At 65.9% G+C, this 22,478-nt stretch carries 24 protein-coding genes; 9 read left to right on the forward strand and 15 right to left on the reverse strand.

Annotated elements, in window-relative coordinates; all coding sequences use genetic code 11:
- Window positions 1–70: 70 nt before the first annotated feature.
- The 5 genes from uvrB to XH92_RS08410 form a co-directional block, all read right to left on the reverse strand.
- The gene (gene uvrB, locus XH92_RS08390) at window positions 71–2,983 is read right to left on the reverse strand and encodes an excinuclease ABC subunit UvrB (protein ID WP_194458791.1); all 2,913 of its coding nucleotides are present in this window, start codon (window positions 2,981–2,983) and stop codon (window positions 71–73) included.
- Between the two features lie 112 nt (window positions 2,984–3,095).
- Window positions 3,096–3,302 (reverse strand): hypothetical protein, encoded by a 207-nt coding sequence (locus XH92_RS08395; RefSeq protein WP_371817976.1) that lies wholly within the window; start codon window positions 3,300–3,302, stop codon window positions 3,096–3,098.
- Complete coding sequence (locus XH92_RS08400) at window positions 3,299–3,535, reverse strand: hypothetical protein (RefSeq protein ID WP_194458792.1); 237 nt, start codon at window positions 3,533–3,535, stop codon at window positions 3,299–3,301. Before XH92_RS08400 ends, XH92_RS08395 begins: the two co-directional genes overlap by 4 nt.
- A 314-nt stretch (window positions 3,536–3,849) precedes the next feature.
- A complete protein-coding gene (locus tag XH92_RS08405; RefSeq protein ID WP_194458793.1) occupies window positions 3,850–5,070 on the reverse strand; it encodes an NAD(P)-binding domain-containing protein in 1,221 nt (406 codons plus the stop codon).
- The gene (locus XH92_RS08410; RefSeq protein WP_194458794.1) at window positions 5,063–5,965 is read right to left on the reverse strand and encodes a LysR substrate-binding domain-containing protein; all 903 of its coding nucleotides are present in this window, start codon (window positions 5,963–5,965) and stop codon (window positions 5,063–5,065) included. The genes XH92_RS08405 and XH92_RS08410 overlap by 8 nt, the downstream gene beginning before the upstream one ends.
- A 108-nt stretch (window positions 5,966–6,073) precedes the next feature.
- On the opposite strand from XH92_RS08410, the gene XH92_RS08415 reads away from it, so the two are divergent.
- Window positions 6,074–6,307, forward strand: a complete 234-nt coding sequence (locus XH92_RS08415) for a hypothetical protein (protein ID WP_194458795.1) — start codon at window positions 6,074–6,076, stop codon at window positions 6,305–6,307.
- A 191-nt stretch (window positions 6,308–6,498) separates the two neighbouring features.
- Here the strand turns inward: XH92_RS08415 and XH92_RS08420 are convergent, their stop codons facing one another.
- Together XH92_RS08420 and XH92_RS08425 are read right to left on the reverse strand one after the other, a co-directional pair.
- On the reverse strand, window positions 6,499–7,122 hold the full coding sequence (locus XH92_RS08420; protein ID WP_194458796.1) for an SCO family protein: 624 nt from the start codon (window positions 7,120–7,122) through the stop codon (window positions 6,499–6,501).
- Window positions 7,119–8,234 (reverse strand): MBL fold metallo-hydrolase, encoded by a 1,116-nt coding sequence (locus XH92_RS08425; RefSeq protein ID WP_194458797.1) that lies wholly within the window; start codon window positions 8,232–8,234, stop codon window positions 7,119–7,121. Before XH92_RS08425 ends, XH92_RS08420 begins: the two co-directional genes overlap by 4 nt.
- A 204-nt stretch (window positions 8,235–8,438) precedes the next feature.
- Between XH92_RS08425 and XH92_RS08430 the strand changes: the two genes are divergently transcribed.
- Window positions 8,439–9,146, forward strand: coding sequence for a glutathione binding-like protein (locus XH92_RS08430; protein ID WP_194458798.1), 708 nt, complete (start codon window positions 8,439–8,441; stop codon window positions 9,144–9,146).
- A gap of 117 nt (window positions 9,147–9,263) precedes the next feature.
- Here the strand turns inward: XH92_RS08430 and XH92_RS08435 are convergent, their stop codons facing one another.
- Window positions 9,264–10,055 carry a crotonase/enoyl-CoA hydratase family protein gene (locus XH92_RS08435; RefSeq protein WP_194458799.1) on the reverse strand — a complete coding sequence of 264 codons (792 nt, stop codon included), beginning with the start codon at window positions 10,053–10,055 and terminating at the stop codon, window positions 9,264–9,266.
- Window positions 10,056–10,143: 88 nt separating this feature from the next.
- Between XH92_RS08435 and XH92_RS08440 the strand changes: the two genes are divergently transcribed.
- The gene (locus XH92_RS08440; RefSeq protein ID WP_194458800.1) at window positions 10,144–10,740 is read left to right on the forward strand and encodes a TetR/AcrR family transcriptional regulator; all 597 of its coding nucleotides are present in this window, start codon (window positions 10,144–10,146) and stop codon (window positions 10,738–10,740) included.
- A 105-nt stretch (window positions 10,741–10,845) separates the two neighbouring features.
- Here the strand turns inward: XH92_RS08440 and XH92_RS08445 are convergent, their stop codons facing one another.
- A complete protein-coding gene (locus XH92_RS08445; protein ID WP_194458801.1) occupies window positions 10,846–11,520 on the reverse strand; it encodes an HAD family phosphatase in 675 nt (224 codons plus the stop codon).
- Between the two features lie 314 nt (window positions 11,521–11,834).
- Between XH92_RS08445 and XH92_RS08450 the strand changes: the two genes are divergently transcribed.
- The 3 genes from XH92_RS08450 to XH92_RS43805 all read left to right on the forward strand — a co-directional run bounded on the left by XH92_RS08450 (window position 11,835) and on the right by XH92_RS43805 (window position 15,061).
- Window positions 11,835–13,403, forward strand: a complete 1,569-nt coding sequence (locus XH92_RS08450) for a DUF1800 family protein (protein ID WP_194458802.1) — start codon at window positions 11,835–11,837, stop codon at window positions 13,401–13,403.
- A complete protein-coding gene (locus XH92_RS08455; RefSeq protein WP_194458803.1) occupies window positions 13,400–14,635 on the forward strand; it encodes a DUF1501 domain-containing protein in 1,236 nt (411 codons plus the stop codon). Before XH92_RS08450 ends, XH92_RS08455 begins: the two co-directional genes overlap by 4 nt.
- A gap of 210 nt (window positions 14,636–14,845) precedes the next feature.
- Window positions 14,846–15,061 carry an endonuclease domain-containing protein gene (locus XH92_RS43805; RefSeq protein WP_371817978.1) on the forward strand — a complete coding sequence of 72 codons (216 nt, stop codon included), beginning with the start codon at window positions 14,846–14,848 and terminating at the stop codon, window positions 15,059–15,061.
- A gap of 65 nt (window positions 15,062–15,126) precedes the next feature.
- Here XH92_RS43805 and XH92_RS08465 read toward each other — a convergent pair whose 3' ends face one another.
- The 3 genes from XH92_RS08465 to XH92_RS08475 all read right to left on the reverse strand — a co-directional run bounded on the left by XH92_RS08465 (window position 15,127) and on the right by XH92_RS08475 (window position 17,767).
- The gene (locus tag XH92_RS08465) at window positions 15,127–16,068 is read right to left on the reverse strand and encodes an aldo/keto reductase (protein WP_194458804.1); all 942 of its coding nucleotides are present in this window, start codon (window positions 16,066–16,068) and stop codon (window positions 15,127–15,129) included.
- 276 nt (window positions 16,069–16,344) lie between these two features.
- Complete coding sequence (locus XH92_RS08470) at window positions 16,345–16,806, reverse strand: GNAT family N-acetyltransferase (protein ID WP_194458805.1); 462 nt, start codon at window positions 16,804–16,806, stop codon at window positions 16,345–16,347.
- Window positions 16,807–16,951: 145 nt separating this feature from the next.
- Window positions 16,952–17,767: a PAS-domain containing protein gene (locus XH92_RS08475; protein ID WP_194458806.1), complete on the reverse strand. Its 816-nt coding sequence runs from the start codon at window positions 17,765–17,767 to the stop codon at window positions 16,952–16,954.
- Between the two features lie 202 nt (window positions 17,768–17,969).
- Between XH92_RS08475 and XH92_RS08480 the strand changes: the two genes are divergently transcribed.
- A complete protein-coding gene (locus XH92_RS08480; protein ID WP_097673131.1) occupies window positions 17,970–18,323 on the forward strand; it encodes a DMT family protein in 354 nt (117 codons plus the stop codon).
- Window positions 18,324–18,333: 10 nt separating this feature from the next.
- On the opposite strand, the gene XH92_RS08485 is transcribed toward XH92_RS08480, so the two are convergent.
- The 3 genes from XH92_RS08485 to XH92_RS08495 all read right to left on the reverse strand — a co-directional run bounded on the left by XH92_RS08485 (window position 18,334) and on the right by XH92_RS08495 (window position 19,561).
- Window positions 18,334–18,489, reverse strand: a complete 156-nt coding sequence (locus XH92_RS08485) for a hypothetical protein (RefSeq protein ID WP_194458807.1) — start codon at window positions 18,487–18,489, stop codon at window positions 18,334–18,336.
- A gap of 62 nt (window positions 18,490–18,551) precedes the next feature.
- Window positions 18,552–18,728 carry a hypothetical protein gene (locus XH92_RS08490; protein ID WP_172803618.1) on the reverse strand — a complete coding sequence of 59 codons (177 nt, stop codon included), beginning with the start codon at window positions 18,726–18,728 and terminating at the stop codon, window positions 18,552–18,554.
- A gap of 179 nt (window positions 18,729–18,907) precedes the next feature.
- On the reverse strand, window positions 18,908–19,561 hold the full coding sequence (locus XH92_RS08495) for a glutathione S-transferase family protein (RefSeq protein ID WP_194461174.1): 654 nt from the start codon (window positions 19,559–19,561) through the stop codon (window positions 18,908–18,910).
- A 645-nt stretch (window positions 19,562–20,206) separates the two neighbouring features.
- Here XH92_RS08495 and XH92_RS08500 point away from each other — a divergent pair.
- A complete protein-coding gene (locus XH92_RS08500; protein ID WP_194458808.1) occupies window positions 20,207–21,409 on the forward strand; it encodes a pyridoxal phosphate-dependent aminotransferase in 1,203 nt (400 codons plus the stop codon).
- 279 nt (window positions 21,410–21,688) lie between these two features.
- The gene (locus tag XH92_RS08505; RefSeq protein ID WP_194458809.1) at window positions 21,689–22,213 is read left to right on the forward strand and encodes a DUF992 domain-containing protein; all 525 of its coding nucleotides are present in this window, start codon (window positions 21,689–21,691) and stop codon (window positions 22,211–22,213) included.
- The last annotated feature ends 265 nt before the right edge of the window (window positions 22,214–22,478 follow it).

Raw genomic sequence — 22,478 nt, forward strand, 5'->3', positions numbered from 1 at the left:
CGAGGCCATAAGGCAGATCAACCGAGCTGCTCCGCTCGATCCGCGCCGGTACCGCGGCAAGCGTCGTGGCCTACCTTTTCTTCCACCCACCGCGCTTGCCCGGCGCACCGCCGCTCGACCGCGGCGACGGCCCGAACTCCGGCCCTGATTGCCGCGAGTCGGTCGGCTGGATGATGCGGCTCGTGGTGCCGAACGGCTTTGCCGGCAGCGCGCCGCCGGGGCGGAAGGGCAGCGATTCCGGGCCGTGCATCTCGTCGAGGTCGGGCTTGTGCACCCGTGAGCCGGACTTGCCGCCGCGGCTGGCCTTCAGCGAGGTCTGAGCCGACTTGTTCTTGAGCGCGCTGACCGGAAGGTTGGCGGCGTCGCCGTACTTTCTCGTGCCGGCATAGGCGCCGGCCTGCTTCTGCACGTTGCGCTGCTTGGCGGTGGGATCGTCGACCACGGCCATCTCGGTGGCGCGCAGCCGCTTGACCTCGTCGCGCAGGCGGGCGGCTTCCTCGAAGTTCAGGTCGGCCGCAGCTTCGCGCATCCGCGTTTCGAGGTCGCTCAGCACGGCCTCGAAATTATGCCCGATCGAGATCACGTCGTCGGCCATGCCGCCGTCGCCGATCTCGACCAGGACGTGGTCGCGCTCGTAGACCGAGTTGAGGATGTCGCCGATCGACTTCTTGACGCTCTCCGGCGTGATGCCGTTGGCCTCGTTGTATTCGACCTGCTTCTCGCGGCGCCGCGTAGTCTCGGCCATCGCGCGCTCCATCGAGCCCGTCATGCTGTCGGCGTAGAGAATGACCTTGCCGTCGACATTGCGCGCGGCGCGGCCGATGGTCTGGATCAACGAGGTCTCGCTGCGCAAAAAGCCTTCCTTGTCGGCATCGAGGATCGCGACCAGCGCGCATTCGGGAATGTCGAGGCCCTCGCGCAGCAGGTTGATGCCGACCAGGGCGTCGAACGCGCCGAGGCGCAGATCGCGGATAATCTCGATACGCTCGATGGTGTCGATATCGCTGTGCATGTAGCGGACGCGGATGCCCTGCTCATGCAGATATTCGGTGAGGTCCTCCGCCATGCGCTTGGTGAGCACGGTGATCAGCGAGCGATAGCCGGCGGCCGCGGTGGCGCGGACCTCGCCGACGAGATCGTCGACCTGGGTGCGGGCAGGGCGAATGTCCACGGGAGGATCAATAAGGCCGGTCGGGCGGATCACCTGCTCGACGAACACGCCGCCGCTTTCGTTGAGCTCCCAGCCGCTCGGCGTCGCCGACACCGCGACCGTCTGCGGCCGCATCATGTCCCATTCCTCGAAGCGAAGCGGGCGGTTGTCCATGCAGGAGGGCAGGCGGAAGCCGTATTCGGCCAGGGTCGCCTTGCGGCGGAAGTCGCCGCGGAACATGGCGCCGATCTGCGGCACGGTGACGTGGCTCTCGTCGGCAAAGATCAACGCGTTGTCGGGCACGTATTCGAACAGCGTCGGCGGCGGCTCGCCGGGGCGGCGGCCGGTGAGGTAGCGCGAATAGTTCTCGATGCCGGCGCAGCTTCCGGTCGCTTCCATCATCTCGAGATCGAAGGTGGTGCGCTGCTCGAGCCGCTGCGCTTCCAGCAGCCGGCCTTGGTCGTTAAGCTGGTCGAGACGCTGCTTCAGCTCCGACTTGATCGACTTGATCGCCTGCACCAGCGTCGGGCGCGGCGTCACATAGTGCGAATTGGCGTACATCTTGATGAATTCGAGCTCGTCCTGCTTGTGGCCGGTGAGCGGATCGAACTCCTCGATGGTCTCGATGGTGTCGCCGAACAGGTTCACGCGCCAGGCGCGGTCCTCATAGTGCGCCGGGAAGATGTCAATGACGTCGCCGCGGACCCGGAAGGTGCCGCGGGTGAACTCGGCCTGGGTGCGCTTGTACTGCAGCGCGACCAGGTCGGCGATCAATTGCCGCTGGTCGATGCGCTCGCCCTTCTTCAGCGCGAAGGTCATCGCGGTGTAGGTCTCGACCGAGCCGATACCGTAGATGCAGGACACTGACGCGACGATGATGACGTCGTCGCGCTCGAGCAGCGCACGCGTCGCCGAGTGGCGCATGCGGTCGATCTGCTCGTTGATCGAGGAATCCTTCTCGATATAGGTGTCGGTGCGCGGGACGTAGGCTTCCGGCTGGTAGTAGTCGTAGTACGAGACGAAATACTCGACCGCGTTGTCGGGGAAGAAGCTCTTGAACTCGCCATAGAGCTGGGCGGCCAGCGTCTTGTTCGGCGCCAGGATCAAGGCCGGGCGCTGGGTCGCCTCGATCACCTTGGCCATGGTGTAGGTCTTGCCCGAGCCGGTGACGCCGAGCAGCACCTGGGTGCGGTCGCTGCGCCCGATGCCCTCGACCAGCTCCGCGATCGCGGTCGGCTGGTCGCCCTTCGGCTCGTAGGACGACTTGATTTCGAACCGCACGCCGCCTTCGGATTTCTCCGGGCGCGGCGGCCGGTGCGGGGTCCAGACCCGCATCGAACCGTCGTCTTTGCGGAACTCGGGGCGGCCGTCGCGGATCAGGTTCTCCAGCGCGTCGGCGGTCGCCTTGACGCCGAGCGCCTCCATCTTGCTGCGCGGCGGACGGGCCAGCGCCTCGTCATCGTCCTCGGCGGTCGGCAGGCCGAGCTGCCGCGCCAGTTCCGGATCGAGCGTCGGGATGGTGGCCGAGGTTCCGTAATTGGCCTGCGGGGCTTCCTCGAGGCCGGCAGCGTCGCGCCGGGCGACACCCTCGCTGGTCTCGCGCGTCGAGGCCCGCGCACGATGCGCGGCGGCCTCGCCGCCGGCGCGGCGATCCCACGAATTGTCCGGCGGCGGCTGCAGGCCGGTGCCCGAACCCATGCCGGCGTCTCCGCGATTGATCGCGGGATTGAGCAGCTCGGCAAGCGCCGGTCCGATCGGTTGGACCTCGGGCCGGTGTGCTTTGGATTTGGGGGTTTTGCCGGGCTTTTTCGGAGTGTTCGGTGCTTTCGCCATGGCCGGAATATGGGACGAGTCCGGCAGCGAGAAAAGGGTAATCGACGGTGGGATTTGCCCGCACGCGAGGCTGCTGACAGCAGGGTGTCAGCAGGCGGCGCGTTCCGGCGCGTCAGGCGCGCGGCAGGTCGACGATATCGAGATGGATCCCGCCGCAGCCGTCGCAGCGCATGGTCCAGTATTCGGCGGCGCGGCCAGGAATCACGCGCAACAGCGAGAGCCGGGCGGCGCATTCCGGGCAGCTGGTGCGGACCTGTGCCGGCCAGACCGGATCCGGCCCGCATTGCGGGACGAGCGCGACCACGACGTTACCGGTCACGCCGATGTTTTGGCTACCGGCATTGTCATGCCATAGCGCTGTGGGAACCGGTCGATAGTCCGCTTCGCGTCGTCGATCGCCGCATCCGGATCGGACCACGCAAAGCCGATGTCGAGCATCGGAAACGGCATGCCATCGATGACGACCGGCCTTTGATCGACCCGTTGAATCCTGGCGTGCCATTGCCCCTTCCCCACCTCAAACGACTTGATCTCAAAACCGCTGTAAATCATGGCGACCTCGGGATGCCCCTTTCTCATAGGAAGCACGGGTGCGCGGTGCCCTATGTGAACCAGATCACAAGTCGCGCGGTTTATTTCCGCGGAGCAAAGGAACCGGGAGAAAAAGTCGACTTTGCTTCGAGCAGCGAGCTCCCTTCACCTCGCCCCGCGTGCGGGGAGAGGTCGGAACGCATCGTCAGATGCGTTCCGGGTGAGGGGGATTCTCCGCGAGTCCAATTGCGACGGTTTGCGCGGAAGCAGCCCCTCACCCCAACCCTCTCCCCGTAAGAACGGGGAGAGGGAGCCGACCGCCGATGTCGTTCGACCTAGCCGCGATCCGCGATATGATCGGCGAGCATGGCGGCGTCGTCGCCGACGCCTGACAGGAACGAGGAGCTCATCTTCGACAGCCATTGCAGGCCGAGAAAATAGAGGCCTGGGACGTCGGAGACACCATGACGGTGTCGTGGTGCTCCATTGGCATCCAGCACCGGTATGTCGATCCAGTCCAGATCGAGGCCATAGCCGGTGGCCCAGATGACGCTGCTGATCCGCTCGGCGCCCAGATCGATCGTGCGCAGTGGCGCGCCGAGGGCCGGCGGATCGGGCAGGCGGATGCGCGCGGCGGGATCGTCGGGTTGATGGAGGCCGCGTGCCGCGATGAAGTCGTCGACCATCCCGAGGAAGGTCGCGTAGTAGGCGTCGCCATTGGCGATGTTGGTCACGAGATCGGGCGCGATCTCGAGCACGCCGTCGCGCGCCGCCGTCACACGGCCGAGCAGCGTCACGCCGTCGGCGGCGAAGCGGCGGAAATCGATGGTGTGGCCGCCATGGGCGCCCGAGATCACCGGCAGCAGGCGCGACGGGCCGCGCTGCTCGACCGGCGTCTGGTCGATGCCCATCTCGGCCAGCCACCAGAACAGGTCGCAGCCGCGATAGCGGCGCGGCAGGCGGTTGTGCCTCCCGACCGAGAGGAAGACCTTGCGGCCGGCGCGCATCACCTCCTCGGTGATCTGCGCGCCCGAGGCGCCGGCGCCGATCACCAGCACCGCGCCGTCGGGTAATTGCGCCGGATTGCTGTAGCCGCTGGCATGGACCTGAAACAGGCCGGGATGATCGCCCAGCACGTCGGGCCGCAGCGGCCGCTGATAGGGGCCGGTCGCGATGACGACATTGCGGGCCGCGATGCTGCCGCCGGCGATTTCGGCGAGGAAGCCGCCGGCGTCGCGATGCAGCTTGGTCACCTCGACGCCGCAACGGATCGGCGGCGCGACGAAGGCGGCGTAGGCCTCGATGAAGGCGATGATAGCGGCGGTGTCCGAGAAGCCGTCGGGATCGCGGTGCGGAAACGCAAACTCCGGCAGCCGCACCGACCAGTTCGGAAACTGGAACATCAATCCGTCCCAGCGTTCGCTGCGCCAGCGCTCGGCGATCCGCCGCCGCTCCAGCACCAGATGGGCGACGCCGCGTTGCTTCAGCCGGTGGCTCATGGTGAGCCCGGCCTGGCCACCGCCGATCACCAGCGTGTCGATCGTCTCCTCACGCATTGCGCGCTCCCTTGCGGCGCGCTGCGGGTTCCGCGGCGGCCCGAATGATCCAGCGCCGGAACGCGGCGAAATCACGCTGCTCGGCGTGGAAGCCGCGATAGAGGAGATACCAGCGCATGCCCTTCGGCACGCTGAGCGCAAACGGCGCCACCAGCCGGCCGGCGGCGAGATCGTCATCGATATAGGGCCGGATCCCCATCGCGATCCCGAGCCCGTCGCTGGCGGCCTGCAGTGCCTGGCCGTAGAACTGGAATTCCGGCCCGCGCGCGGTCAGCCGCGGCACGCCCGCAGCCTTCAGCCAGGACGGCCAGTCGTCGGGCGAATGCGCGACGCGGATCAGGCTCGGTCCCTTGAGGTCGGCGGGGCGCTTCAGGGTGTTGGCGAGCCGCGCCGTGCACACCGGCATCAGGTCGGCGGCGAACAGCGGCTCGGCGACGAGGCCCGGCCACTCGCCGTCGCCGAGCTGGATGCCGCAGCTCCAGTCGTCGGCGAACGGCACCGCCATGCCGCCGGTCGTGATCCGCACCTCGATGTCGGGCTCCGCTTTGCGGAACTCGGCGAGGTGCGGGATCATCCATTTCATCGCGAAAGTCGGCCCGACGCCGACGGTCAGCACGCGCGCGCTCGCGGACGCCGTGACCTGCGCGGTGAGGCTCGCCAGCGCATCGAAGATCGGCGTCAGCCCGCCTTGGTAGGCGCGGCCGGCCGGCGTGGTGACGAGGCGGTTCGCCTTGCGCTCGAACAGCGCGACGCCGAGCCGGTCTTCCAGGAGATGCACCATCCGGCTGATCGCGGCGGCCGAGACGTTGAGCTCGCCGCCTGCCGCCGCAAAGCTGCCGGTCCGCGCCGCGGCCTCGAATGCCTTGATGCCGTTGAGAAAGAGCAGCCGCCGCATGAACCCTCAGGAAAACTGATGCAAGGGCAAGATAACTCAGTTTGCGGGAGGAGGCCAAGGCGCGCAGAAATACCGGAGTTCATCCCTGCTGACCCCGGCGAGGAGCAAATGACTGAGATCACGGACGCCCTGGTGCTCGATCTCGTGGAATGGGTGGCGCGCGAGCCGCGGCCCTATGCCGAGGTGCTCGAGGTCTGGCGCACCTCATGCCCGCGGCTGACGATCTGGGAAGACGCCGTCGACCGCGGCTATGTCGCGCGCCGTCCCTCGGTCGAGGGCATGCGGGTGATGGTGACGGAAAGCGGCGAGACATTCTTGCGCGCGCATGGGCGGATGCATTGAGGGCGCATCCGCGAACTCACTTCACCTCTCCCCATCGGGGAGAGGTCGGCGCGAAGCGCCGGGTGAGGGGGCTCACGTCCCACGAGAGACCGTAACCCCTCACCCGGATCGCATCTAACGATGCGATCCGACCTCTCCCACAAGGGGAGAGGTGAACCGATCGCGTGGCCGGAATTTGCCAACCTCTAACGTCACTGTGCGAGCCGCGGCTTGATGATCTCGACCATGCGGTCGGCCGAGGTGCCGGGCGGGAAGAAGCCGAGATAATTGCCGTCGCGGTCCATCAGATAGATGTAGGCAGTGTGGTCGACGGTGTAGTCGCCGTCCTTGAGCGGCACCCGCGCATAGTAAACCTTGTAGGCATCGGCGACCTTGCGGATCGCATCACCGCTGCCGGTCAGCCCGATCAACCGCGGATGGAACAGCGGCACGTACTCCGCAAGATGCGCCGCGGTGTCGCGTTCGGGATCGAGCGTGATGAAGATCGGCTGCACCTGATCGCCGTCAGGGCCGAGCTTGTCGAGCACGAGCGCCATCGCCTGCAGATCGGTCGGGCAGACGTCGGGGCAATAGGTGAAGCCGAAATAGACCAGCATCAGCCTGCCGCGAAACTCGCTATCGCTGCGCGCATGGCCGGCCTGATCTGTCAGCGCGAACGGGCCGCCGACCGGCTCCCTGTTCCACATCAGGATGTCCATGATCTCGGCGGCCGAGCGCGCCGATTGCTGCCGCGCATCGCCGGCCAGTGCTGGCGCCAGCGTCAGCCACAGGCCGGCGCCGGCGCTTGCTAATCCGCGCAGGATCGGCGCGATCATATGCCGAAGGAGAGGCGGCTGCCGGTGGTCGTGACCAGCACCTTGTCGCCCATCTGCGCGGTCGCTTCCTGCACGAAGTTGAGCCCGGAGCAATGCATCGGGACCACCACGTCGGGGTCGAGCTTCTTGATCTCGGCGACCACCTCGGTGAGGTAGTCCTTCGGCGCCGGTCCGAGATGGAAGCCGCCGACGATCGCGTGCAGCTTCTGGATGCCCGAGACCTCCTGCGCCTGCTTCACCGAATTGACGATGCCGACATGGCCGCAGGACGAGATCACGACCAGGCCGAAATCCTTCACGTTGAAGCAGGTGGCGTGCTCGTGGATGTGCTCGTCGGGCACGACCTTGCCCTCCATCTCGGCCGGCAGGTAGTGGCTGGCGTTGCAGCCGAGCCCGTCCTTGATGCCGAACTCGACCCAGGTCTGTGGCAGCACGCGCTCGATGCTGCGGCGGGTGATCTTGCCGGTGGTGAAGGCGTGGCCGGCGATCACGGTCGGGGTTTCGCATAGCACCGTAGTGACGCGCTGCGCGGCGAGCTGGCGGCGATCCAGCGTGCCGAAATCGGTGAACTGGCCCTTGGTCGGCGTCGCGTTGACGCGGTGGCAGAAATTGTCCTCGCCGCCGGCATAGAGTTTTACGTCGGCCGGGAGCTTGTCGCGGAATTTGTCGAGGAAGCCGTTGAGGCCGCCGAAATGATCGTAGTGCCCGTGGCTGACGATCAGCGCGTCGAGCTTGGACGGGTCGACGCCGACCAACTCCATGTTGTTGAGCAGCACCTCGGGCGTGTAGCCGTAGTCGAGCATGAGCGTGCGCTGCGCGCCCTTGGCCTCCGATTCCAGCCACAACGATAGCCCCCATTCATTGTGCAGCGACTTGCGGAAGTCGGCGCCGCGTGCCGCCGGCGCGATCGAGACGCCGTGCGCCTGCTTCGGCCGCAGGAACAGGTCGAAGCTGGAATCGACCAGCACGCGGATCGACAGCTTGTCGACGGTCGGCACCTCGATCGGTGCCGCGCTCGCGATCTCGACGCAGGAGAATGCGCCCGCGGCAGCGGCGCCGGCGATCGCCGCGGAACCCTTCAGAAAGTCGCGCCGTGCCAGATCCTTGATCATCGCAATCTCCCTTCGCAAAATATCGTCATGAAAACAAAATCAAGCTGTTCGGATAGCTTAGGCCCGATCGCGCATCCGCTCAATTGATTGATCACAATTGCGCGCGGATGGCAGCTCGCACCATTGACTCGGCATCCGGATTATTCAAATTCATGCAAACGCATCTTTCGTCGCATGACATCTCCCGACAACAGGATCACGCCCATGATCGACCTCCATTATTGGTCCACGCCGAATGGCCACAAGATCACGATGTTCCTTGAAGAGACCGGCCTGGAGTACAAGATTTTCCCGGTGAACATCGGCAAGGGCGATCAGTTCAAGCCGGACTTCCTGCAGGTCGCGCCGAACAACCGCATTCCGGCGATCGTCGATCACGCGCCGAAGGGCGGCGGCAAGCCGTTACAGCTGTTCGAGTCCGGCGCGATCCTGCTCTATCTCGCCGAGAAGACCGGAAAGTTCCTGCCCCAGGACCTCTACGGCCGCTATGACGCGATCCAATGGACGTTCTGGCAGATGGGCGGGCTCGGGCCGATGGCCGGGCAGAACCATCACTTCCGCAACTACGCGGTCGAGAAGCTGCCTTACGCGATCGATCGCTATGTCAACGAGACCAACCGGCTCTACGGCGTGCTCAACAAGCGGCTCGCCGACCGCGAATTCGTCGCCGGCGATTATTCGATCGCCGACATGGCGAGCTATCCCTGGGTCGTGCCCTACAAGAACCAGGGCCAGGAGATCGACGACTTCCCGCATCTGAAGCGCTGGCTGGAGACGATCGGCAAGCGCCCGGCGACCGAGCGCGCCTACGCCAAGGCGAAGGAGGTCAACCCGAATTTCGGCCAGCCCGCGATCCGCACCGAGGAGGAGCGCAAGCTGCTATTCGGGCAGACCGCTGCGGTGGTGCGGTAGGGCGCAAGGAGTCTATCCTCTGTCATGGCCGGGCTTGGCCCGGCCATCCACGTCTTTGGCACGGAAAGTCGTGGATGCCCGGGTCAAGCCCGGGCATGACGAGTTGATGGAGCCAGCTCAAGCCCCGACATACTTCGCCGGCCGCCGCTCCTTCCACGCGGCGAGCCCCTCGGCGAGGTCGCGGCTCGGCACCAGCGCGGCGAACTGCTCGCTCTCGACCAGCAGGCCTTCAGCAATCGGCATGTTGAGGCCGCGCGTTACCGCGGTGATGGTGCCGGCGACGGCACCGGGCGAATGCCTGGTGATGCGGCGGGCGAGCTCGCGTGCGGCGGTCAGCAATTGATCGTGCGGCACGATCTGGTTGATCAGCCCGATCTCGCGCGCGTGCTCGGGCGGGAACGGATCGCCTGCGAGCAGCAGTTCCAGCCCACGCTTGCGTCCGGCCAGCCGCGGCAGCCGCTGCGTGCCGCCAAAGGTCGGGGGCATGCCGAGCTTGATCTCGGGTTTTGCAAACAGCGCGCGGTCGCTGGCGATGGCGAGATGGACGGCTTCCGTGATCTCGCAGCCGCCGCCGAAGGCGAGCCCATTGACCGCGGCGATGACAGGCCTCTTGAATGCCTCGAGCCGCGCGGTCATGGCTTGTCCCCGGCGGACGAAGTCGCGGACCGCGACGGCGGCGCCCTGTTTGACGCTGTCCGAGAATTCCTTGATGTCAGCGCCCGCCGAGAAGGCGCGCTCGCCGGCGCCGGTCAGGATCACGGCGCGCACGCCGGCGTCACCCTCGATGCGATCGAGCGCCGCCATCAGCTGATCGATCAGCGCGTAGCTCAGCGCATTGAGCTGCGCGGGGCGGTTGAGGGTGATCAGGGCGATCCCGTCGTCGATGGCGAGCAGGATGGGGTCGGGCATGGCGCAGTCTCCGGCATTGGTGTTCGTGGGCCGAACTTAAGGGCTCCCGGAATTTGTGTATATTCACTGGTTAGTATACATACGGCGGATGCCGAGACCCTCCGAACCCACCCGCGAGCGCATCATCCAGGCGGCGAATTCGCTGTTCTACAGTGAAGGCATCCGCCGCGTCAGCGTCGACGAGGTCGCCGCCAAGGCCGGCCTCACCAAGCGCACGCTGTATTATCACTTCAAGAGCAAGGACGATCTCGTCGCCGCCTATCTCGCCGCGCGCGACCAGCCCAATCTCGCGCTGTTCCGGACATGGTTCGCCGAGGCCGAGGGCGGCCTGCCGATGAAGGTCGAGGCGATCTTCAGGAATCTCGCGCGCTCGGCGCGGCATCCGAAATGGAAGGGCTGCGGCTTCCTGCGCACCTCCGCCGAGCTCGCCAACATGCCCGGTCATCCCGCGATCCGGATCGGCGCCGCGCACAAGAAGAAGTTCGAGGACTGGCTGCGCGCGACGTTCGCGGAGCAGGGCATCGCCGATCCGCTGAAACTCGCGCGGCAGATCCTGTTGCTGTTGGATGGATCATTCGCCGTCGTGCTGCTGCATCGCGACGCCAGCTACATGGAAACGGCGGGCGAGGCGGCGCGCACGCTGATCGAGACGGCGATGACAGGACAGCGCGGCAAGCGGAGCTGAGGCGGCGGAACGCTCTTGACGTCATTGCGAGGAGCGAAGCGACGAAGCAATCCATGCCTCCACTTGTGGCGACGTGGATTGCTTCGCTGACGCTCGCAATGACGGTTAAAGCGCGCCGCGCTCCTGCAGCAGCGCCAGCACCGCGTTGAGATCCGGCAGCACGGCCGCGCATTTCGCGCGCGTCGCCTCGGTCGGCGGCGCCATGTCGGGCACCATCAGTGTGATGGCGCCGGCGGCATGCGCGGCGGCGACGCCGTGGTTGGAGTCTTCCACGGCGATGCAGGACACCGGCCTGACGTCGAGCCGCGCGGCGGCCTTCAGATAGAGCTCCGGGTCCGGCTTGCCGTGGGTCACGTCGTCGAGCGTCAGCAGCGTGTCGAAGCGGTCGCGGATTCCGGCGAGCGTGAGATGGCGCTCGGCCGTGCGGCGGGATGACGAGGTCACGATCGCGGTCCGGCACTCGGCGGCGGCGAGGCCGTCGAGCAGCGCGAGCGTGCCGGGCTTGAGCGGCAGGCCGGCATCAAACATGCGGTCACGGGTCACGATGAACGTTTGATTGACCTCGTCGAGCGGAAACGCCGCGCCGTAATGATCGCGCAACATCGCCTCGCAGACCGGGCCGGGAAGGCCGACCATGGAATGGCACAGTGCGACGGCGCCGTCGGTGTAGCCGCATGCATTCAGCGCCGCGACCAGGCTATCGAAATAGACTTTCTCGGTGTCGAGCAGTGTGCCGTCCATGTCGAGCAGGACGGCGTCGACGGTCCAGGGCGCGTTCACTTGGCGCTCACCGCGGCTTGCTGTTCCGCCAGCTTCCGCAGGCATGCGGGGCACAGGCAGTCGCCGCCGTCGGCCGGCATCGGCAGGCGGAAGCTCTCGTCGGAACACCAGCACGATCCCGCGGGCGAGCAGGAGAATTCGCTGCCGCATGCCGTGCAGGCCAGCCGGCGCGGAGAAGTTGGTTCGGAACGATCGGTTGACGAGAGGTCCATTCTAACCGCGATTTAATGCGCGAATTAATCTCGGGTTCATCCCGGGCCGCGCTATGATGCCGGCAACTGATATAGCCGGGATCGGCCGTTAAGGGAATTCTGATGGCCCGTGATTCGCAAGCCGCGCTGATTGCCCTCAACCGGTTTGGATTTGGCGCCCGCGGCGGGGCGGCGGGCGACTTCATCAACGCGGCCTCCGATCCGCGCGGTTTCGTGTTGGCGGAGCTCGTGCGTCCGAACGGCGCGCTGCTCGAAGTGCCGGGCCTGCTTTCGACGCCGGAGCTCGGCAAGCAGGTGTTCGACTATCAGGCCGAGATCAAGCAGGCGCGCGACGCCGCGAAGGCCGCGCAGCAAGGCGCGAGCGAGACGCCGCCGCAATCGCCGGACGCAAAGCCGCAGCCACGGCGCAATCTGTCGCTGTCGACTGCCGCCAAGGAGATCGCCGGAAAGGATCCCGCGATGCAGCCGCAGGCCGCCGATGGCGCCAATGCGGCGATGGCACCGTCCGCGACGATGCAACAAACGGCTGCTCCGCCCAAACCGCCGGCGCAACCGCTCAACATCATCCAGAAGACGTTCCGCGCCGAGGCACTGGCGCGGCTGCAGCGCGGCGTGGTCGCCGATTGCGGTTTCGTCGAGCGACTCGTGGTGTTCTGGTCCAACCACTTCTGCATCTCCGCCAACAAGGGCGCGCTGGCGCGGATGTGGGCCGGCTCGTTCGAGCGCGAGGCGATCCGCCCGCACGTGCTCGGCCGCTTTGGCGATATGTTGAAGGCCGTCGAGCAGCATCCGGCGATGCTGTTCTTCCTCGACAACCAGCAATCGCTTGGCCCGGAGTCACGCGCCGGCATCAACCGCAACCGCGGCCTCAACGAGAACCTCGCGCGCGAGATCATGGAGCTGCATACGCTCGGCGTCGGCGGCGGCTACACCCAGGACGACGTGACGTCGCTGGCGCGAATCATCACCGGCTGGACCTTTGCCGGGCGCAAGGGTCAGTTAGGTGTGCCCGGCAGCTTCGTGTTCAACGCCAATGCGCATCAGCCCGGACCGCAGCAGGTGCTGGGCAAGAGCTATGCGCAGCCCGGTCTCGCGCAGGGCGAGGCGGTGCTGTCAGACATCGCGCGGCATCCCTCGACCGCGAAATTCATCGCGACCAAGTTCGCCCGCCATTTCGTTGCCGACGATCCGCCACCGGCATTGGTGGCGAAGCTGCAGGACACTTTCACCAAAACGGACGGCGATCTGAGGGCGCTGGCCACCGCGCTGGTTCAGTCGAACGAGGCGTGGCAGGCTCCGCTGACGAAGATGCGTTCGCCCTACGAGTTCCTGCTCGCTTCCGGCCGGCTGCTGGCGCGCAATCCCGAAGATCCGGGCCGCTATCTCAACGGCCTCAATTTGCTTGGCCAGCCGCTGTGGTCGCCGGCCGGGCCGAACGGCTTTCCGGATACGAGCGCGGCGTGGGCGGCACCCGAAGGCATCAAGCTCCGGCTCGACATCTCGGCGCAGCTCGCCTCGCAGCTCGCCGACAAGTTCGACCCGCGCGACCTGCTCGAGCTGGTTGCCGCCGATGCCGCCTCGCCGGAGACGCGGCGCACAATCGAGCGTGCGGAATCGCGGCAGCAGGCGCTGGCGCTGCTGTTGATGTCGCCGGAATTCCAGAGGAGATGACGATGGAGTGCTCCGAGAGCTTGATATTGCAGGCGACGTCGCGGCGCGCGCTGCTGCTCGGCGGCGCCTCGTTTGCCGCCTGGGCCTATTTGCCGAAATTCGCGCGCGCGGCCGATGGCCGCGATCCGCGCTTCGTCACCATCATCCTGCGTGGCGCGCTCGATGGCCTCGCCACCGTGGCGCCGATTGGCGACCCCGATTATGCGGGCCTGCACGGTACGATCGCGCTGAAGGCCGATGGGCCAAACGCGGCGGTGATGCTGGATCCGTTCTTCGGCCTGCATCCGGCGATGCCGGAATTCGCGCGGATGTACCGCGCCAAGCAGGCCGCGGTGGTTCATGCGGTCGCGACCTCCTACCGCGATCGCTCGCATTTCGATGGCCAGGACGTGCTGGAGAGCGGCTTCCCCGGTCCCGGCCGCGTGCAATCCGGCTGGCTCAACCGCGCGCTCGAAGCCTTGCCGAAGGGCGAGCGGGTGACGAGCGCGCTCGCGGTCGGCCCGACCACGCCGCTGGTGCTGCGCGGCGCTGCGCCGACCGTGGGCTGGGCGCCGACCGCGCTGCCGCAGGCCGCCGACGACACCGCGATGCGGTTGCTCGATCTCTACCAGCATCGCGATCCCACGCTGGCAAGCGCGCTGACGCAAGGTTTGCAGCTCGAGAAGCAGGCGCAGGGCGATGAGATGAAGCCGAAGCCCGGCGGTGGTGGTGGCGGTGTAGCGGCGATGCGGCTGGTGGCGCGCGGCGCTGCCAAATTGATGGCGGCGGATGACGGGCCGCGGATCGGCGCGCTGGCCTTCGATGGCTGGGATACCCACGCCAACGAAGGCGGCCCGGTCGGCCGGCTCGCGCAGCTGCTCGGCGGGCTCGACGGCGCGCTGGCGGAATTCCAGAGCGCCTTAGGTGCGCGCTGGCACGACACCGTGATCGTGGTCGCCACCGAGTTCGGCCGCACTGCGCGCATCAACGGCACCGAGGGCACCGACCACGGCACCGGCACCATCGCGCTGCTCGCCGGCGGTGCGGTCAATGGCGGCCGCATGATCACCGACTGGCCGGGCCTCAAGCCCGCCAATCTCTACCAGGCCCGCGACCTCGCCCCGACCACCGATTTGCGCGCCGTGATCAAGGGCGTGCTGCACGACCAGTTCGGCCTCGGCGAGCGCGTGCTTGCCGATGCCGTGTTCCCGGACAGCGGCCCGGTGAAGCCGATGAAGGGGCTGGTGGCTTGACTTCCTCAACCTCTCCCCGCTCTTTTGCGGGGCGAGGTCGGAAGCAACGCGTCGCGTTGCTTCCGGGTGAGGGGCAGGGCAATGCGTGGCCGCAAGGAAGCGCCTATCCGACTCGCGAGGCGACTGCGCACCGATCAAACGGACGCGGAGACTGCGCTTTGAAATCGCGTCCGCAACCGTCAGATCGACGGCCACAAGTTCGCGCGCCAAGTGCCGATTGGAAGCTACATCTGCGACTTCGTCTGCCGCGAGAGACGGCTCGTGATCGAAGTGGATGGCGGTCAGCACGCGGACTCAGCCGCATACGCAGTCCGGGACCGGTACCTGGCCGGGGAAGGGTATCGCGTGCTTCGATTCTGGAATAACGATGTGCTCGGCAATATCGAGGGCGTGTTGATTGCAATTCAGGCTGAGTTGCGCGGATAGAGCCCCTCACCCCAACCCTCTCCCCGTGAAGAACGGGGAGAGGGAGCTGAGAGAGCACCGCTCGTTCAGCCCTTCGTAATCCCGTCGATCTCCGCCATCTCCTCAGCACTCAGCTTCCAGCTGATCGCCTTTACGTTCTGCTCGATCTGCTCGGGCCGCGTCGCGCCGGCGATGACGCTGGCGACTTGCGGGCGGGCGGCGAGCCAGGAGAAGGCGAGCTCGAGCATGGTGTGGCCGCGCTGCTGCGCGAAGGCCTGCAGCTTCTCGACGACGTCCTCGTTGCGCGGCGTGACGTAGCGATCCTTCAAGGCCGGCGCCTTGGCGAAGCGGGTGTCGGCGGGCGCAGCGGTGCCGCGCTGGTACTTGCCGGTCAGAAGACCGCTGGCGAGCGGGAAGAACGGCAAGAGGCCGAGATTGTATTGCTGCGCCGCCGGCAAAAGGTCCTTCTCGATGCCGCGCACCACGAGGCTGTATTCGTCCTGGCACGACACGAAGCGGTTCACGTTCAGCTCGCGCGCGACGTATTCCGCCTCCGCGATCCGCCATGCCGGGAAGTTGGAGTTGCCGATGTAGCGCACCTTGCCCTGGCGCACGAGATCGTCGAGCGCGCGCAGCGTCTCGTCGATCGGCGTCAGCGGATCGTAGTCGTGCTGCTGGTAGAGATCGATGTAGTCGGTCTTCAGGCGGGTGAGGCTCGCTTCGACCGCGGACATAATGTAGCGCCGCGAGGCGCCCTGTTTGGTGCCGTCGGTCGCCATCGGCTTGGAGAACTTGGTGGCGAGCACGATGTCCTTGCGGCGATCGCCCAGCACGGTGCCGAGCACGGTCTCCGAGCCACCCATGCCCGCATAGATGTCGGCGGTGTCGAACAGCGTGATGCCGAGATCGATCGCCTTGTGGATCACCTTGCGCGAGGTCTCCAGGTCGGTGCGCTGGCCGAAATTGTTGCAGCCGATGCCGACCGCCGACACGCGCAGGCCGGAGCCGCCGAGATTACGAATTTCCATGAGACGATCCTGTGGGATAGGCGAGGGATGCCGTGCATTGTGACAATCGCGCCGAGGGGCGGCAAGGTGCCGCCCTACCGCCGGTCAGCATGGCACCTATCACGCACCGCAATGTCACAAAAAAAGCGGTCCCGGTCAGACGCGGCGACTGACGGGGACCGCTCGGGGCGAAGATCTGAGACGGGGGGCCTGATCTTACGCGAGCGGAAGCCTAGCCGGGGTTTGTAACGCGCCGGTGACATCTCCGCGCCATCCACAGGCCGCCCGCAGGCGCGCTCAGAGAATCTTGCGATAGATCACGAAGCCTGGTTTGTCCGCGACCTTGTCATAAAGCTGCATCGCGGTGTGGTTGGTCTCATGCGTCTGCCAGTAGACGCGCGGCGATCCGACGAGCTTCGCCTGCGCGTAGACGCCGTTGATCAAGGCGCGGCCGACGCCCTTGCCGCGCGCGGCTTCGCTGGTGAACAGATCCTGCAAATAGCAGGTTGGGGCAATCGCCGTGGTCGAGCGGTGAAACAGATAGTGCGTCAGCCCGAGCAGCGTGCCGCCGGCATCGGCGACCAGCGCATGCACCGGCTCGTAGGCGTCGAAGAAGCGCTGCCAGGTCATCGCGGTGATCTCGGGTGCGAGCGCGGTCGGTCCGGACCGTTCATAGAAGGCGTTGTAGCCGTCCCACAGCGGAAGCCATTGGGCGTAGTCGTCGCGCGTGATGAAGCGGATGGTGACGTCGTCGGACATGAATGATCCCGCGTTGCACGATGCGCACGCATCGCTTGCCACGTTGTAGAGCATGATCCGGAAAAGTGCGAAGCGGTTTTCCGAAAAGATCATGCTCAAACAGCTATCGCGGCCGTACGGGATCAATTGTGGATGAACTCGCGCCTCACTCGGCGGCGCGCATCAGCCGCGCCAGATGGCGCTCGCGCCCGGCGCGCTGTGCCCGATATTCGTCGGCCTTCGCCGGATCGTCGGTGTGCCGCACGAGGTCGGTCACCGGCGTATAGCTCAGCATGCGGCCGCCGTCGGGCAGCGCCGTGCAGCTGAAGCGCAGCACCTGGCCGTCGGCGAGATTGAGGTTGATCGGCGTGGAATCGCCGGATCGCATCATCGCGATGCGTTCGGCGATGAACGCGCTCAGCTCCTCTTCCGGCAATTCGTAGGCCCCGGTGTCGCGGCCGTGATACATCAGCGCGACGAACGGCGGCTTGCTGTCGGCCTGTGCGTCTGACAGCGCGAAATATTCGCGGAAGGCGCGGTTGATGAATTCGGCCCGGGTGTCGGCATCGAGCAGCACGATGCCGATATCGACCTGGTCGAGCGCGGCGGCGAGCCGCTCCGAGGTGGCGTGATGCTGCTGGTCCGCGGCAAAGGCGTCGATCCATTTCTGCCGCAGCATTCCGGTGATCAGGGCGGTGCCGGCCGCAGTCGCGGCCAGCATCAGCATCCGCGCGACGTCGGCGGTGCCGTAACCGGGCAGCGCGCGATGGTCGAGGAAGAACAGCGCCGAGGCGACCACCGCGATCGCGGCCGAGATCAGCCCGGAGGTGATGCCGCTGATCGAGCTGGCGAGCGCCACGATGCAGACGAACAGCGGCGCGGGATTGGGAACGGGGACAACGAGGCGATCGATCAGGAAGGCGGCGAGCGCCGTGATCGCCGTCAGGACCGGACCTGAAATTGCACGCCAATCGAACCGCATGCGCGTTCTCGCTATCTGTCGAACGAACGATAAAGCGGTAGTTTGACGACAGAGCCGCAACGGCGCCGGGATTTCCGGCCCGACCGTTAAGCGCGCCTTGCGCAGGCCGAACCAGCTTTCGCTGCTTTCAAATCAAATGGTATGCATGGACCCGGTTCCGGGCCTGCGGGTTACCGCGGGCCGTGCTTGCAAGAGGATATCGATGCCCGCCATTTCGCCTTCGCTGCTGCCCATCCTGATGCTGTTCGCCTCGAACGTCTTCATGACCTTCGCCTGGTACGGCCATCTCAAGTTCAAGGACCATTCGCTCCCCATCGTCATCATGGTGAGCTGGGGTATCGCCTTCTTCGAATATTGGCTGGCGGTGCCGGCCAATCGCTGGGGCAGCGAGGTCTACAGCGCGGCGCAGCTCAAGACCATGCAGGAGGTGATCACGCTGGTCGTGTTCGCCGGCTTCTCGGTGTTGTACCTGAAGGAGCCGCTGGGCTGGAATCACGCGCTCGGATTTGCCTTCATCGCCGCCGGCGCGTTCTTCATCTTCCACAAATGGAGCTAGCCGAAACGCTTTAGCGCTGCGGCGCCTGCTTGGCGGCAGGCGTCGTGACGTGCGCCGGGTGCGCGCGGTCCTCGCCCTGCGTGCCGGTCACGATCAGGAGCGACGCCGCCAGCAGGATCGCCGCCGACAGCGTCACGGTCACAAGTCCCACGGGGGTCTTCATCATGTCGCGCCGCTGTCTCTCCCGCGCCTTGCCGCGGATTAAGGTGCCAAAACCAATTTGCCGGATTACGCCGGGATCGATGTCGCCATGCTGATGTTGCTCGACAGCACCGTCACGGCGACGACCAGGCACAGCGTCAGGGCGCCAAGCGCGAGCGACGCGGCGATCGCGTTCGTCAGGCGGGATGATGCCACTGGGGCAGGGCGGCCATGGAAGCCTGCCGTGCCGGACCACCGTGTCATGGTGTAAATCCCTCAGGCCGCGAGCGAATCACTCGCGACATCCGCGCGAATCTGCCCAGCGTCACCGGCAACATTGCGGCGGCGACGTCCTCCGAAAACGGCGAAAATACGGCGGAGGCCTCGGTTTTGCCCGCTATTTGGGCAGTTTCCGCGCTATTCCCGGAATTCAGGCCCCGGTTTCAGAGGCCGGCGACTAGGCGGGTCTCGGGCTCGGACTCGGACCCCGGCCGCCAATCCATCGAGACGAATCCGGGGGTCTGCTCGACCCGTTTCAGCCAGGCGCGGATCGACGGGAAGGTCGCGAGGTCGAAGTCGCAGCGGTCGGCGACGTGGGTGTAGCCGTAGAGCGCGATGTCGGCGACCGTGAACTGCTCGGCGGCGAAATAGGCGTGGCCCTTGAGGTGATTTTCCATGACCTGCAGCGCCGCATAGCCGCGCTCCATCCAGTCCTCCAGCGCGTGGGTCTGCAGGTCGCGCCCACCCTTGACCAGCGACAGCCAGAAATAGGCGGCGCCGATATTCGGCTCCAGCGCGTGCTGTTCGAAGAACATCCACTGCAGCGCCTCGGCGCGCTCGATCCGCGACTCCGGCGCCAGCGGCGTGCCGATCGCGACGTACCAGAGGATGGCATTGGACTCGGCGAGATAGCGGCCGTCGGCGACCTCGAGCAGCGGCACCTGGCCGCTCGGATTTTTGGCGAGGAAGTCCGGGGTGCGACTTTCGCCGTGCAGGATGTCGATCTCGATCGCCTGGTACGGCGTGTTCAGCACCGCAAGCGCCAGCCGGACCTTGTAGCTGTTGCCAGAGCGCTGCATCGAATAGAGCTTGTACATTGCGTCGGGGTTCACTCGGTGCGTCAGGTTCAATCTGGTCTGAGACGGTACGCTTCAAAATTGCGCGGCCTGTCACACCGCAACGCGGTTAAACAATGATGCCGACGGGGGTGCGTCGCAAGCCCTGGAGTGTGGAAAAAGTCGAAACGTCTACCGCACTGCACGCGTGCAGAACGATTCCATCAACACGGCAGAACAACTCGGATCACGGCTGCGCGACGCTGTGCACGGTGCCGGTCGATGCCATCGATGCCGGGGTCGATACCTTGGCCGACGTGCCGCAATCCACAAACGTTAACGCGCCATCCCGATCGCAAGATTGTCGTCGGTGGCCGCACAGGCCGCCTGGCTTCGGCACCATCGGCCGTGCGCCGCGCGGCAATTGTCCTCGGAGCAATCCGCGCTGGCGCCCGCGGCCGGAAGCCTTGCCGGCAAGGCTGGAGCGGCCGTCAGTGGGCTTGCCGGATATGAGTCATTTGAGGCTGGAACTTGCGGAAAATTGCGCGTGTCGCGCATCACGCGCGAAAGTTTTCGTGCTTGACCGCCAAGCTTCTTGCGATGCAGCGGCGACAGGCCTAGGGTGCCGCGATCCCATTCAAATCAAGTCGTGGCCCAACGGCTCACGACGTTTGCCAGGAGATGATAATGGCCTTCCTGTCCGCTGCGCTCGACCGTGTGAAGCCGTCCGCGACGATCGCGGTCACGGACAAAGCACGCGCGCTGAAAGCCGCGGGCCGCAACGTCATCGGCCTCGGCGCCGGCGAGCCTGACTTCGATACGCCCGCCAACATCAAGCTGGCTGCGATCCACGCGATCGAGGCCGGCAAGACCAAGTACACCGATGTCGGCGGCATTCCGGAGCTCAAGGAAGCCATCATCAACAAGTTCTCGCGCGAGAACGGCCTGACCTACAAGCCGAACCAGGTCATCGTCGGCACCGGCGGCAAGCAGGTGCTCTACAACGCGCTGATGGCCACCATCAATCCGGGCGACGAGGTGATCATCCCGGCGCCGTACTGGGTCAGCTATCCCGAGATGGTTGCGCTCGCCGGCGGCGAGTCGGTGCCGGTGGTTTGCCCGGCCTCGACCGGCTTCAAGCTGCGCCCGGAAGATCTCGAGAAGGCGATCACGCCGAAGACCAAATGGGTGATCCTGTGCTCGCCATCGAACCCGACCGGCTCGGCCTATACCCGGAGCGAGCTCAAGGCGATCACCGACGTGCTGGTCAGGCATCCGCATGTCTGGGTGATGACCGACGACATGTACGAGCACCTCGTCTATGACGACTTCGTCTTCACCACCGCGGCGCAGGTCGAGCCGAGCCTGTACGATCGCACGCTGACCGTGAACGGCGTATCGAAGGCCTACTGCATGACCGGCTGGCGCATCGGCTATGCCGGCGGCCCGGCGCAGCTGATCAAGGCGATGGCGACGATCCAGTCGCAGTCGACCTCGAACCCGTCGTCGATCGCGCAGTGGGCGTCGGTCGAGGCGCTCAACGGTCCGCAGGACTTCATCGCCGCGAACAACAAGGTGTTCAAGGAGCGCCGCGACCTCGTGGTGTCGATGCTCAACCAGGCCAGCGGCATCGAGTGCCCGCGGCCGGAAGGCGCATTCTACGTCTATCCGTCCTGTGCCGGCACGATCGGCAAGACCGCGCCGTCGGGCAAGGTGATCGACAACGACGAGGCGTTCGTCACCGAGCTGCTCGAGAGCGAAGGCGTCGCGGTCGTGCAGGGATCGGCGTTCGGCTTGGGACCGGCGTTCCGCATCTCCTACGCCACCAAGACCTCGGATCTCGAGGATGCCTGCAAGCGCATCCAGCGCTTCTGCGGTAATCTGCGATAGTCGATTCCGAACCTGTAAACCAAGAAGCGCTCCCGCACTTCGTGCGGGAGCGCTTCTGTTTGTGTTTGCGTACTCGTCTATTGGTGTGCGTGGATCGCGCGCCGGTAAAATCGCAGAGTCAAATCACATCGCGCTCATCTCACGCGCGTGTGTACGAACATCGATGCCACACGCTGGAAGTTTTTACGGCCTCTTTGCGAACTGCCTTGTTTTGGACACGACCCTTGCTTTCTGTCCGCCGCACAAATTCCAGTGCAGTTCACCTTGCGGAGACAGATAATGCGACTTTCGACTCTCACTCTGGCAGCGCTTGCGTTGCTGGCGCCGTTCGCCACCGCCAACGCGCAGCAGCCTCAGGTTCAGGCTGGGGTCCTGCAATGCCAGGGCGGCGAGAACGTCGGCTTCGTCGTCGGCTCTGTTGCCCGCCTCGAGTGCGTGTTCCAGAGCGGCGGCCGCCGTCCCGAGCCTTACGTTGCGACCGTGAAGCGGATCGGCGTCGACCTCGGCGTCACCGCGACCACCCAGCTCGCCTGGGCCGTGAGCGCGCCGACCACGCAGCTTCCCCGCGGTGCGCTTGCCGGCAGCTACGGCGGCGTCGGCGTCAACGCCTCGGTCGGACTCGGCGCCGGCGGTAACTTCCTGTTCGGCGGCCCGAACAACGCCTACGCGCTGCAGCCGATCAGCGTGCAGGGCCAGACCGGCCTCAACGTTGCGGCCGGCATCGCCGGGATCGATCTCGAGCCGGTCCGCGCCGTTGGTCCGCGCCGTCATCATCGCCACCACCGTCATCACCATCACCACTAAGCTGGTCGGTGTTCGATCAAAGAGGCCCGCGAAAGCGGGCCTCTTTTTTTGTCTGTCGTTTGCCGTTCGTTGCTCGAGCAGGTCGGCAGGCCCGGAGGAACATAGCAGCGCCGCAACATCTCCCAACAATCGGTGGCCGGGCACCGCAAATTCTGGCTGATCATTCGGTGTTATGGCTTAGGATGCGAACGGCGCCGCAGACACGGCGCCGTTCTGTTCTGTGCTCGCGTCAATGCCTCTCAGCCGGAGACTCCCCGCCATGCGT

It is taken from the genome of Bradyrhizobium sp. CCBAU 53421 (assembly GCF_015291625.1).
Taxonomy (GTDB): Bacteria; Pseudomonadota; Alphaproteobacteria; order Rhizobiales; family Xanthobacteraceae; genus Bradyrhizobium.